Source organism: Rhizobium sp. CRRU65 (genome assembly GCF_048551595.1).
In the GTDB taxonomy this organism is placed as follows: Bacteria; Pseudomonadota; Alphaproteobacteria; order Rhizobiales; family Rhizobiaceae; genus Rhizobium; species Rhizobium leguminosarum_J.
Genome location: NZ_JBLYZH010000017.1, coordinates 176,989 through 189,618, shown reverse-complemented (window position 1 = coordinate 189,618; position 12,630 = coordinate 176,989). Strand labels below are relative to the sequence as shown.

Genomic DNA, 12,630 nt, shown 5'->3' with positions numbered 1-12,630 from the left:
CCACAAGGGGGGAGATCAGTATGAGGCGGCGGCTTCCCGGAACAAAGAAGTCGTCGCGTAGAGTCGGACTTTGGTGATGTAGCGGAAGGGTAGCGAAGCGCAGAGCGTTCCGTCTTGCTGATCTCCCCCCTTGTGGGGGAGATGTCCGGCAGGACAGAGGGGGGTATCGCTCACTCCAAGCTCTCTGCCCGTCCCGATCAACCGTCGGGGGCAACAAATGAGCCGGACGCGTTTCCATCTCCTACACCCGCTTCATCCGCTCGACTGCCATCAGCACCCGCTCCGGCGTCGCCGGGGTGTCGAGCCTCGGGCAGACCTTGTAGTTGGCGACGCTTGCCACCGCCATCGACAGCGCTTCCAGCACCGAGATCGCCAGCATCAAGGGTGGTTCGCCGACGGCCTTGGAGCGGCCGATGGTGGCCTCAGTGTTCTCGGACCATTCGGCAAGGCGCACGTTGAAGATCTTCGGACGGTCGGAAGCGAGCGGGATCTTGTAGGTGGAAGGCGCATGCGTGCGCAGCCGACCCTTGTCGTCCCACCAAAGCTCTTCCGTCGTCAGCCAGCCCAGTCCCTGCACGAAGGCGCCTTCGACCTGGCCCATATCGATCGCCGGATTCAGCGAGCGGCCGACATCGTGGAGGATGTCGGTGCGGTCGATCAGATATTCGCCCGTTAGCGTGTCGATCGAAACCTCGGTGCAGGAGGCGCCGTAGGCGAAATAATAGAAGGGTGTGCCGCGGCCGGCCTTGCGGTCCCAGTGGATCTTCGGCGTCTTGTAGAAGCCGGCGGCGGAAAGCTGGACGCGGGCGAAATAGGCCTGCTTGATGAAATCGGGGAAGGGGATTTCGATCTCGCCGACGCGCACGCGGTTCGGCAGGAAGACGACATCGACGGCCTCAACATCCCATTTCTCGGCGGCGAAGGCTACCAGCCGTTCCTTGATCTGTCGGGCAGCGTCATAGGCGGCCATGCCGTTGAGGTCCGAGCCGGAGGACGCCGCGGTGGCCGAGGTATTCGGCACTTTGGCGGTGGTCGTCGCCGTGATCTTCACCCTGTCGATATCGACCTGGAAACTGTCGGCCAGCACTTGCGCCACCTTGGTATAGAGGCCCTGGCCCATTTCGGTGCCGCCGTGGTTCAGGTGGATCGAGCCGTCCTGGTAGATGTGGACGAGGGCGCCGGCCTGGTTGAAGGCTGTCATGGTGAAGGAGATGCCGAATTTGACCGGCGTCAGCGCGATGCCTTTTCTGATGTAGCGACTGTCGCGGTTAAAGGCGATGATGGCGTTGCGCCGCGCCCGGTATTCGGTCGTTTCCTCCAGCTCTTCGACGATGCGGGCGATGATATTGTCCTCAACCTCCTGATGGTAGGGGGTGAGTGTGCGCTCCGAACCCGGCTGGCCGTAGAAATTCAGCTTGCGGACATCCAGCGGGTCCTTGCCGACGGCATAAGCGATCTCCTCGATGAAGCGTTCGGCGCCGAGCATGCCCTGCGGCCCGCCGAAACCGCGGAAGGCGGTGTTGGAGACGGTGTGCGTCTTCAGCGGCTTCGAATTCAGATGCACATGCGGATAGAAATAGCTGGAATCTGCATGGAAGAGCGCACGGTCGGTCACCGGTCCCGAGAGGTCGGAGGAGAAACCGCAGCGCGCCGCATAAGTGGCGTGGACCGCATGGATGCGGCCTTCGGCGTCGAAGCCGAGCTCGTAATCGACGAGGAAATCATGGCGCTTGCCGGTTGCACTCATGTCTTCGTCGCGGTCTGGACGGAATTTGATCGCGCGGCCGAGCTTCTTGGCGGCGATCGCCGCAAGGGCCGCGAACTGGTTGCCCTGCGTCTCCTTGCCGCCGAAGCCGCCGCCCATGCGGCGCACATTGACGGTCACGGCGTTCGAAGGAATATCGAGCACGTGGCCGACGATGTGCTGGATCTCGCTTGGATGCTGCGTCGAAGACCAAACGGTGACCTCGTCATCCTCACCGGGGATCGCCACCGCGATATGGCCTTCGAGGTAGAAATGTTCCTGTCCACCGATGCGCATCTGACCTTTCAGACGCATGGCGGCTTTGGCCATTTCCGTGTCAGGCTCGCCGCGCCTCAGCGTCATCGGAGTGATGACGAGCGGGCTGCCATTGGCGAGCGCGCCGTCGATATCGCTCCAATGCGGCAGGTCACGATAGTCGATCTTTGCCAGCCGTGCGGCGCGGCGGGCGGCATCACGCGTCTCGGCGATGACGGCAAAGATCGGCTGGCCGTGGAATTGAACTAAAGTTTCGGCCAGCAGCGGCTCGTCATGGCTGCCGTTGGAGCTGACGTCGTTGACGCCGGGCACGTCCTTGCCGATGAAGACCCAGACCACGCCGGGATAGGCGGCGACCGCGGAAAGGTCGATGCTGAGGATTTCGGCATGCGCCCGGTCGGAGAGGCCGAGGGCGCCATGCAGCAGACCTGCGGGTTCGGGAATATCGTCGATATAATCGGCGGTTCCGGTGACATGCTTATGTGCTGAATCATGCTGCAGCGAGCCGTGCATCGGCCCCGCGATGATGGCCTTGCGGTCTTCGAAGGCGGACTTGTCCATCAGATGAGCCCTCCGCGGCCGGCACCGTTTTCACGGCGGCCCCTCATCCGGCTGCCGCCACCTTCTCCCCGCTTGCGGGGAGAAGGGACATGCCGCGCCGTCTCCGTTCCTCGCCACCTCTCGCAGGGCACGTCCCCTCTCCCCGCAGGCGGGGAGAGGGTTAGGGTGAGGGGCAAAGTGGTGACTGCGGGAGGCCAATTCGCGAAACAAACCATCACGCCACCTCCTCGAACCGCTTCAGCTCCGCCGGCGCGCCGACGGTCTCAAGATAGAACCGCGTCAACAGGTTCTTCGCCGTCAGCTGGCGGTATTCCGCCGAGGCGCGCCAGTCGGTCAGCGGCTGGTAGTCGGCGTCGAAGGCGGGCCGGGCCGCCTCCATCGTCGCTTCCGTCCATGGTTTGCCGATTAGCGCGGCCTCTACCGTGCGGGCGCGTTTCGGCGTCGCCGCCATGCCGCCGAAGGCGATGCGGATGTCGGTGATGATTTCGGCCGCGTCGAGCGTCAACAGGAAGGCGCCGAGCACGGCGGTGATGTCCTCGTCGCGGCGCTTGGTGATCTTGTAGGCGGTAAAGCGGCTGATTGCTGCTGGGTAGGGCACGAAGACACTCTCGACGAATTCGCCGGGCTTCCGATCCTGCTTGCCATAGGCGATGAAGAAATCCTCGAGCGGGATTCTGCGCTGGCCTTGCAGGGACCGCAGCGTCAGCGTCGCGCCGAGCGCGATCAGCGGCGGCGGGCTGTCGCCGATCGGCGAGCCATTGGCGATGTTGCCGCCAATCGTGCCCATGTTGCGCACCTGCTCGCCGCCGATGCGATCAATCAACCGGCCGAGCGCCGGGATTTTCTTGGAGATCGCTTCGAAGGCCTTGGTGTAGCTGACGCCGGCGCCGATGGTGACGCCGTCTTCGTCTTCTCTGACCGACTGCAGTTCGCTGAGGTGGTTGATGAAAACCACCGGACTTAGCCTGCGCATCTGCTTCGTCACCCAGAGGCCGACATCGGTCGCGCCGGCGACGATAACTGCGTCGGGTTCCTGTGAAAGGACCTCGGCCAGCGCCTGGATCGAAGCCGGCACGATCAGCCGGTCTTCGCCATTCGCAATCCTGATCGTGCCGCTCGCCTGCATTGCCCAAAGCCGCGCGACGATTTCAGAGCGCGTCCGTTCCAGCGGGTCGAAGAGCGTGCTCGGCCGCATCAGGCTCACCTGCTCGGCGGCCTTGACGATCGGCTCATAGCCCGTGCAACGACAGAGATTGCCCTGCAGTGCCTTTTCGATTTCCTGGCGGCTCGGCTTTTCCTTGGCGAGCCAGAGACCGTAAAGCGACATGACGAAACCAGGGGTGCAGAAGCCGCATTGCGAGCCGTGGCAATCGACCAGTGCCTGCTGCACTGGATGCAGCGCGCCGTCCCTGCCGGCCAGATGCTCGACCGTTACCACATGGGTGGCGTGCAGCGAGCCGATGAAACGGATACAGGCATTGACGGATTCATAGGCGAGCTTGCCGTCCGCCAGCCGACCGACGAGTACGGTGCAGGCGCCGCAATCGCCCTCCGCGCATCCTTCCTTGGTGCCCGTCAGCCGTCGCTTCAACCGCAGAAAATCGAGAAGCGTCTCGGTTGGCCTGACATCGGTGAGCGCGATGTCCTCGCCATTCAGGATGAAGCGGATGCTGTCGTTCATGGTGTTCCTGTTGTTGTTTTTCCAAATGGTTAAGCCGCCGTCCAGCCACCGTCAATCGAGATGTGCGTTCCGGTCACCTGCCGGGCGGCATCGCTGGCGAGGTAGAGCGACAGTGCGCCTATTTCCTCGGCCTTGACGAATTCATGCGTCGGCTGCGCCTTGAGGATGACCTCGCTCTTTACCTGTTCCTCGGTCATGCCGCGCGCCTTGGCGGTATCCGGTATCTGCTTCTCGACGAGCGGTGTCAGCACGTAGCCGGGGCAGATGGCGTTCACGGTTACGCCGAATTCGGCAAGCTCCAGCGCCGCCGTCTTGGTCAGGCCCAATATACCATGTTTTGCCGCGACATAGGCGGATTTGAAGGGGGAGGCAACGAGCCCGTGGGCCGAGGCGATGTTGATGATGCGGCCGTGCTTCTTTGCCTTCATCAGCGGGATCGCGGCGCGCATGGTGTGAAATGAACTCGACAGATTGATCGCGATGATCTGGTCCCATTGCTCGATCGGAAAATCCTCGATCTTCTCGACGTGCTGGATGCCGGCATTGTTGACCAGGACATCGACGCGACCGAAGGTCTTGGCAGCCGTTTCGATCAGATTGGCGATCTCGGCGGGCTTCGTCATGTCGGCCGGATGATAGAGCGCCCGGCCCTTGGACAATGATTCAAGCCGTTCGACGATCGCCTTGATTTCATCTGCCTTTCCGAAACCGTTGATGACGATGTTGTCGCCCGTTTCGGCGAAGGCAGTGGCGATCGCAAGGCCGATGCCGCTGGTGGAACCGGTGACGACGACTGTTCTGCTCATGCTGTTCTCCCTGAAATCGCGATGCTGCGTTGCGGCGTTGGCTGCGAAGTTATTCCCAAAGCCGGCGGGCTGGCAATTCCGCTTTATTCGCTTTTCTCGCCCGCATCCGTGTCCTATTGATTTGCTTCGACAATTGACATGCTGAGGGAGGGTTTTCATGAGCGGATATGTTCTGGCGATCGATCAGGGAACGACGTCGACGCGGGCGATCGTCTTCGATGGCGACATGCATGTCGCCGGCAAGGGCCAGAAGGAATTCACCCAGATCTATCCGCGCTCCGGCTGGGTCGAGCACGATCCAGAGGAGATCTGGGATTCGGTCGTCTCCACCGTCCACATGGCGCTGCGCGATGCCGGGATCGAGGCTAGTGATCTTGCCGCACTCGGCATCACCAACCAGCGCGAGACCGTCGTCGTCTGGGAGCGCGAGACGGGCCGGCCGATCCAGAATGCCATCGTCTGGCAGGACCGGCGCACGGCAAGCTATTGCGACAATCTGAAACGGCAGGATCTGGAGCGGCTGTTCACGAAGAAGACCGGCCTCATCCTCGACCCTTATTTTTCCGGCACCAAACTCTCCTGGATGCTTGCAAACGTGAAGGGCGCGCGGGCGCGCGCTGCCAGGGGCGATCTCTGCTTTGGGACGATCGACACCTTCCTGATCTGGCGGCTGACGGGCGGCAAAAGTTTCGTCACCGATGCCACCAACGCCTCGCGCACGCTGATGTACAACATTGCCGAAAACGCGTGGGACGAGGATCTGCTCGATATTCTGAGGGTCCCCGCCGCCATGCTGCCTGAAGTGAAGGATTGCGCCGCCGATTTCGGCACGGTCGATCCTGATATTTTCGGTGCTGCTATCCCGATCCTCGGCGTGGCCGGCGACCAGCAGGCGGCAACCATTGGCCAGGCGTGTTTTGCGCCTGGCATGATGAAATCGACCTACGGCACCGGCTGCTTCGCACTGCTCAACACTGGCGCCGATATGGTGCGTTCCAAAAATCGGCTGCTGACCACCATCGCCTATCGCCTGAACGGCGAGACGACCTATGCGCTGGAGGGTTCGATCTTCATCGCGGGTGCGGCCGTGCAGTGGCTGCGGGACGGGCTCGGCATCATCGGCAAGGCCGGGGATACGAATGAACTCGCCGAGAAGGCCGATCCGACGCAGGAGGTTTATCTCGTGCCCGCCTTCACCGGCCTCGGCGCGCCGCACTGGGATGCGAAGGCGCGCGGTGCGATCTTCGGGCTGACGCGCAACAGCGGCCCGGCAGAACTCTCCCGTGCGGCGCTGGAGGCCGTCTGCTATCAGACCCGCGATCTGCTCGACGCCATGCAGAAGGACTGGAAGAACGGCACCGACGACACCGTGCTACGCGTCGACGGCGGCATGGTCGCCTCCGACTGGACGATGCAGCGTCTTGCCGATCTGCTTGACGCCCCGGTCGATCGCCCGGTGATCCTGGAGACGACGGCGCTGGGTGCAGCCTGGCTCGCAGGCAGCCGGGCGGGGGTGTGGCCGGACCGGGACGGTTTTTCGGCGACGTGGAAACGGGATCGGCGGTTCGAGCCCGAGATGGACGAGAAGGTGCGGGCGACAAAGCTCAAGGGCTGGAAGAATGCTGTCCGGCGAACACTGAGCGAGGGGTAAAGGCGATGAGAACCGCGTCGTAGCCCGCTCGTTTCCGCGAGTTGGTTCGCTATTTCTTCAACCACGGCGTCGCCGTGCTCCAGAAGATCACGTTCGCGCCGAGATAATCCCCAGCAAAGGCGGTGAATTCGGCCTTGGTGAAGGGCTTCTTCGTCACCGGGTTCTTGTAGGTCAGCGTCGGCTCCTGCACGGCCATGCCGACATAGGCGAGCTTGCCCTTGTACTTGTTGAAGAAGGGATAGGAGTTCTTCATCTGCGCCTTGCGGTTCGGCACGATATCGGGGCCGCCGAGGCCAATATTGTTCTTCGCCGCGAAGTCGAAGAGGCGGCCCATGTAATTGTGGTCGTTCTCCCATTCGCAGGGCCAGAAGTTGACGTATTGCACCACCATCGACTTGGCGAAGGCTTTCCTGGCAAAGGCGAGGTTTGCCATCTCGCCCTCGAAATAGGCATCGCAGCTATAGCCTTTCGGCTCATGCTTGGGATCGAGGTCCATCGCCGTCTCCGGCAGGTTGACGCCGTACACCTTGCCGTCGAACTTTTCGGCCAGCGCCTTCAGCAGCGCCTGATAACGCTCGCGCACGGCCGGGTTCCATTGCTGCGCCACCCAGCCGAAGCCGACCGGCTTGTTTTCGCCGGGATTGTCAAACTGGGCAGTGAGACCGCCGTCATATTCCGGGTCGTTCAACATGTACCCTGGAATGTTGCGCGCCTTCGGCTCGAAGAAGCGATCCTGGACCTGGATGAAGAGTTTTTTGTTCAGGCTTTCTGCGAGTGCCAAGTCCTTCTCGATCTCCGAAAAATCATATTGGCCCTTGGCCGGTTCCAGGCTCTTCCAGTTGTAGACGATCTGGACGCCTGAGATATCCGGCCGCGAGAGCAGCGCCTTCGAGGCCTCGAGTTCGCCGGAGCTGGTGTAGATGAAATTTTCCGCGGCGGATGCTGCATGATGCAGGGAAACGAAGGCAGCGCAGGCAAACAGCAGGCTTTCAAGCGGTTTCATTTTGCGTCCTGATAGCCGCGAGTTGATCGGTGCGGCGGCAAACACATCCGATGCAAAATGGGCAACTCCGTGACATCTGCTCCAGAACCGGCGGCGTGGTTAATCGCGCGGCGCGGCCTTTGTTACCGGCAGGGTTCAGACATTTTCCAGCGCGCCGAGATGCACCTTGGCGTGGCGCTTGCGATACTCGGCAGGCGTCACACCGATCTGCCTTGCGAAAGCTCGGCGCAGCGTATCGGCATCGGCAAAGCCGCATTCGACGGCGACCTGCTTCGGCGTATGGCCTTCTTCCAGCAGCCGCCGTGCGGCGGAGATGCGCGCCGCTTCCACCCAGGCGGCGGGTGTCATGCCGACCTCGTCGCGGAACAGCCGAGCGAAGTGGCGGGGGCTCAATTCCATTCGCTGCGCCAGCGTCGCGACGCTGTGGTTGACCGCGGGATTGGCGGCGATCCAGCGCTGGACCTCCTGCAGGGCCGAGCGGCCGGCAGGTGCTGCCTCGCCTTTGCGGCTGAACTGCATCTGCCCACCCGGCCGCTTGAAGAACATCACGAGCTGGCCCGCTATCTTCATGGCGATCTCATGGCCAAGATCCTCCTCGACGAGCGCCAGCGCAAGATCGAGCCCGGCTGTGACACCGGCCGCGGTCCACAACTGGCCATCCCTCACATGGATGGCATCCGCCTCCACCGTGATGTCAGGATAGGCTTCGGCCAACCTGTCGGCGACAGCCCAGTGGGTGGTGACGCGGCGGCCGTCGAGCAGGCCGGTCGCGGCAAGCAGGAATGCGCCGCTGCAGACGGAGCCGTATCGCCTTGCCGCCGGCGCTGCCGAGCGCAGCCAGGCAACCATCGCGGCATCTGGTTGGATCTCCGCCGCCTTGGGACAGCCGGCGACGAGCAGCGTATCCGCCGCGCCGATATTGTCGCCGATGACGTGATCCGCCACCAGCCGAACGCCGGAGGAACTGCGGATATGACCATGAGATACGGCGATCACCACGGGCCGGTAAATCTCGCGGCCTGTCTGCACATTGGCTTCGGCAAAGACGTCGAGCGGTCCCGAGACGTCGAGAAGCTGGACGCCCGGCACGGCGAGAATGGCAATGGTCTTGGGTCTGGTCACTCTACGTCCTGACGATACCGGTTTTGGCAGAAAATGCCGTATTGCGTCGATTGCTGACGTCTGCGCCTGTTCTAATGTCGAAGCAGGTTCAACCGCAAGGAAAAAGCCATGACCCTGACGATCGACGACATCAGCATTCCCGACAGCAAGCTGGCGCGAGAGGTGACGGAGGTGGTGCGAGACACTGCCTCGCCGCTGCTCTTCCACCATTCCAGCCGTGTCTATTATTTCGGCGCGCTGGCCGGCAAACAGCGCGGTTTCCGCTTCGATCCGGAGCTGCTTTATACTGGCGCGATGTTCCATGATATGGGGCTCACCCACCAGCATAGCAGCGCGGATGAGCGTTTCGAGGTCGACGGCGCCAATGCGGCGCGCGATTTCCTGAAGAGCCGCGGCATTGCCCAGGCCGATATCGACACCGTCTGGACGGCGATCGCGCTGCATACGACGCCGGGCATTCCGCAGCATATGCACCCCGTCGTGGCGCTGGTGACAGCGGGTGTCGAAATGGATGTGCTCGGACTGACCTACAAAGACTACAGCGATCAGCAGCGCGAGGCGGTAGTGCATGCCCATCCGCGTGGCGAGCAGTTCAAGGAAAATATTATCCAGACCTTCTATGAAGGCATCAAACACAAGCCGGAGACCACCTTCGGCAACGTCAAGGCCGATGTTCTGGCCGACAAAGATCTGCACTTCCACCGCGGCAATTTCTGCAGCGTCATTCGTTGCTCGCACTGGGCAAGCTGACCCAAAAGGGCGGCGACCCTCTCCGGTCGCCGCCCTTTTATTATCAGTAGCGCTTTATTTCCCATCAATAATTTTTTGATGCACGCTGTCGGCCAAGGCGGTACTCCTTCGTCATTCGGAAAGAGGAGTGAGCGATGCTTTATGCAATCCTTTGTTACGCCCATGAGGAAACCGTCTTCGCCTGGACCAAGGAGGAAGAAGCTGCCGTCATGGAGAAACTCTACGCCGTGCAGGAGCCGCTTGCCGCATCCGGCAAGCTCGGCCCTGTCGGCCGGCTGATGCCGACGACGGCTGCGACCACGGTGCGCAAGGGCAAGGACGAGCCCTTGGTCATCGATGGGCCTTTTGCGGAAACGAAGGAGGCGCTTCTCGGCTTCTATGTGGTCGACTTTGAAACGCTCGATGAGGCGATCGCCTTCTCGAAGCAGCTTTCATCCGTCAATCCAGGTTCCACCTCTTACGAAATTCGGCCTTTCTACGTCTTCAGGCCCGGAGATGCTTCATCATGACAGACATTGCCTGGATCGACCTCGCGCTTGCATCGGCCCGCCCGAAGGCGCTCGGCGCGCTGCTGCGCTATTTCCGCAATCTCGATACCGCGGAAGAGGCGTTTCAGGAAGCGTGTCTGAGGGCGATCCGGACATGGCCGGAGAAAGGGCCACCGCGCGATCCCACAGCCTGGCTCATCTTCGTCGGCCGCAACAGCGGCATCGATTCGGTGCGCAAACGGGCGAAGATCCAGGCTCTGCCGGATGAGGACGTAATCTCCGATACCGAGGATGCCGAAAGCGACATCGTCGAGCGGCTGGACGATTCCAACTATCGCGACGATATTCTGCGGCTGCTGTTCATCTGCTGCCATCCCGATCTACCCGCGACCCAGCAGATCGCGCTGGCGCTGCGCATCGTCTCCGGCCTTTCGGTGCCGCAGATCGCGCGCGCCTTCCTGGTTTCCGAGAGCGCCATGGAACAGCGCATCACCCGGGCCAAGGCGCGCGTCGCCAAGGCCGGCGTGCCTTTCGAAACGCCGAGCCCGCAGGAGAGGGCCGAACGGCTCTCGATCGTCAGCACGATGATCTACCTGATCTTCAACGAGGGCTATAGCCAGGCCGATCCCAGGCATGAGGCGGCTGCCTTCAGCGACGAGGCGATCCGGCTAGCTCGGTTGATGCTGCATATCTTCCCTTCGGAACCGGAGTTGATGGGGCTGCTTGCGCTCATGCTGCTGCAGATCTCGCGCCGGCCGGCGCGCTTCAACGCCGGAGACGAGATCGTGCTGCTCGAAGATCAGGACCGCTCGCTCTGGAACAGACCCTTCATCAATGAGGCCATAGCGCTGCTCGACAAGGCGCTGCGCCATCGGCAGCCCGCTCCTTATCAGATTCAGGCGGCCATCGCCGCTGTTCACTCCCGCGCAAAACGCGCCGAGGATACAGACTGGGTGGAGATTGATCTGCTCTATCGCGCGCTCGAGCGTCTCCAGCCATCGCCTGTCATAACGCTCAACCGGGCCGTCGTCGTCTCCAAGCTCCAGGGTGCGCAGGATGCGCTCGACCTCATCGATCCGCTTGGCGAAAAACTCGGCGGCTATTTCTACTATCACGGCTTGCGGGGCGGGCTGCTGAAGCAGCTTGGCTTGACCAGCCAAGCGCGCGAAGCCTTCGACCGCGCCATTGCACTGGCCCATTCGGCGGCAGAGGCAGCCCATATCCGCCGGCAGATCGACAAGATGCAGGAAGATGCCACGCAGCCGATCGCAAAATAAATTGCGAAGAAGCCGGCGGGCTGTCGGAACGGCGAACTTCGACACGTCCTTGTAACAACCTGACAGGAAACAGGTTTCATTCAAATGGAGAGATGTCGACATGACCGCCAGCACGCAACATGAACTCGTCCTCGTTCGCGAATTCGATGCGCCGCGCGAGAAGATCTACAAAGCATGGACCGATCCTGATCTGATGAAGCAATGGTTCGTGCCGCGTCCCTGGGGTGTGACGGAAGCGACGCTCGACGTCCGCCCCGGCGGTTCCAGCGTCATCGTCATGCATGACCCCGAGGGCAATCAGTACCCAAACCGCGGCGTCTATCTCGAGATCATCGAGAACGAGAAGATCGTCTTCACCGATGCCTATACCAGCGCCTGGGTGCCTTCCGAGAAACCTTTCTTCACAGGCGTCATCCTGCTCGAAGATCTCGGCAACGGTCGCACGAAATATACGGCCAAGGCGCTGCACTGGCGCGCGGAGGACAAGGAAGCACACGAGAAGATGGGTTTCCACGAAGGATGGGGCAAGGCTGCGGACCAACTGGCGGAGCTGCTGGCGAAGATGTGAGGGGTAGCGGGGCCGCCCCGCGCGGCCCTTTTTGTCATCTGCCGTGTGAAGTCATTCGAGAGATGATTCCGCTCGCCCCTTGAAGTGCCTGATCCGGAATCGAAATTGGTGATCGGCGGTCTCTCCAGGTGCCGTTTGGCGCGACGTGTGCCAATCTTCCGCCATGAAGGGTTATGTCTATATTCTCGCATCGAAGCGCAACGGCACGCTCTATGTTGGCGTGACGCGCGATCTGGCAGGGCGTTTGTACGAACACCAGAATGAACTGACGCCGGGCTTTACGTCGAGATATGGCGTCAAGATTTTAGTGTGGTTCGAGGAATACGACCTCCTGACGACCGCGATCACGCGTGAGAAAACGATCAAGAAATGGCCGCGGCAGTGGAAGCTCAATCTCATCGAGAGGGAGAATCCCGAATGGGAGATATCTCGTTTCATCTTTTGGGTTTGTGAGAAGATGAGTCTCTCGTCGCGCGGACGCGCGACGGCTGGATTCCTGTGGCAAGTACAGGAATGAGGGAGTTCTTGGTGTTTGTGGAATTCAACAACAATCGCCTACCCAATATGATGATAATACCTTGAATGATAACAGATATTAGTGGCGGAGTGCATACCTCTTACTCCCTCATTCCTGTGCTTGTCACAGGAATCCAGCAGCGCCGTGTCCACGGCGCAAAGACTCTTTGCCGTCTCGCGATGAAGT

At 61.5% G+C, this 12,630-nt stretch carries 10 protein-coding genes and 1 pseudogene; 6 read left to right on the top strand and 5 right to left on the bottom strand.

The features are described from left to right. Positions 1-241: 241 nt before the first annotated feature. The 3 genes from xdhB to ACM5SV_RS29080 form a co-directional block, all read right to left on the bottom strand. Entirely contained in the window at positions 242-2,581 is a 2,340-nt protein-coding gene (gene xdhB / locus ACM5SV_RS29090) for a xanthine dehydrogenase molybdopterin binding subunit (RefSeq protein ID WP_222014241.1), read from the bottom strand. Positions 2,582-2,795: 214 nt separating this feature from the next. Then, on the bottom strand, positions 2,796-4,262 hold the full coding sequence (xdhA, locus tag ACM5SV_RS29085) for a xanthine dehydrogenase small subunit (protein ID WP_221990172.1): 1,467 nt from the start codon (positions 4,260-4,262) through the stop codon (positions 2,796-2,798). 29 nt (positions 4,263-4,291) lie between these two features. Then, entirely contained in the window at positions 4,292-5,068 is a 777-nt protein-coding gene (locus ACM5SV_RS29080) for a 3-hydroxybutyrate dehydrogenase (RefSeq protein WP_222014240.1), read from the bottom strand. A 157-nt stretch (positions 5,069-5,225) separates the two neighbouring features. Between ACM5SV_RS29080 and glpK the strand changes: the two genes are divergently transcribed. Further along, positions 5,226-6,719, top strand: a complete 1,494-nt coding sequence (glpK, locus tag ACM5SV_RS29075) for a glycerol kinase GlpK (protein WP_222014239.1) — start codon at positions 5,226-5,228, stop codon at positions 6,717-6,719. A 49-nt stretch (positions 6,720-6,768) separates the two neighbouring features. Here the strand turns inward: glpK and ACM5SV_RS29070 are convergent, their stop codons facing one another. Together ACM5SV_RS29070 and ACM5SV_RS29065 are read right to left on the bottom strand one after the other, a co-directional pair. Continuing rightward, positions 6,769-7,722 (bottom strand): hypothetical protein, encoded by a 954-nt coding sequence (locus ACM5SV_RS29070; RefSeq protein ID WP_128448838.1) that lies wholly within the window; start codon positions 7,720-7,722, stop codon positions 6,769-6,771. 135 nt (positions 7,723-7,857) lie between these two features. Next, positions 7,858-8,844 (bottom strand): GlxA family transcriptional regulator, encoded by a 987-nt coding sequence (locus ACM5SV_RS29065; RefSeq protein ID WP_222014238.1) that lies wholly within the window; start codon positions 8,842-8,844, stop codon positions 7,858-7,860. Positions 8,845-8,952: 108 nt separating this feature from the next. Between ACM5SV_RS29065 and ACM5SV_RS29060 the strand changes: the two genes are divergently transcribed. The 5 genes and pseudogenes from ACM5SV_RS29060 (at position 8,953) to ACM5SV_RS29040 (ending at position 12,380) form a co-directional block, all read left to right on the top strand. After that, entirely contained in the window at positions 8,953-9,594 is a 642-nt protein-coding gene (locus ACM5SV_RS29060) for an HD domain-containing protein (protein ID WP_222014237.1), read from the top strand. Positions 9,595-9,728: 134 nt separating this feature from the next. Next, entirely contained in the window at positions 9,729-10,103 is a 375-nt protein-coding gene (locus tag ACM5SV_RS29055) for a YciI family protein (protein WP_003561490.1), read from the top strand. Further along, complete coding sequence (locus tag ACM5SV_RS29050; protein ID WP_113548259.1) at positions 10,100-11,359, top strand: RNA polymerase sigma factor; 1,260 nt, start codon at positions 10,100-10,102, stop codon at positions 11,357-11,359. The genes ACM5SV_RS29055 and ACM5SV_RS29050 overlap by 4 nt, the downstream gene beginning before the upstream one ends. Before the next feature lie 100 nt (positions 11,360-11,459). Next, positions 11,460-11,927 carry an SRPBCC family protein gene (locus tag ACM5SV_RS29045; RefSeq protein ID WP_113548258.1) on the top strand — a complete coding sequence of 156 codons (468 nt, stop codon included), beginning with the start codon at positions 11,460-11,462 and terminating at the stop codon, positions 11,925-11,927. 163 nt (positions 11,928-12,090) lie between these two features. Beyond that, positions 12,091-12,380 (top strand): annotated as a pseudogene (locus ACM5SV_RS29040) (GIY-YIG nuclease family protein). Positions 12,381-12,630: the final 250 nt, after the last annotated feature.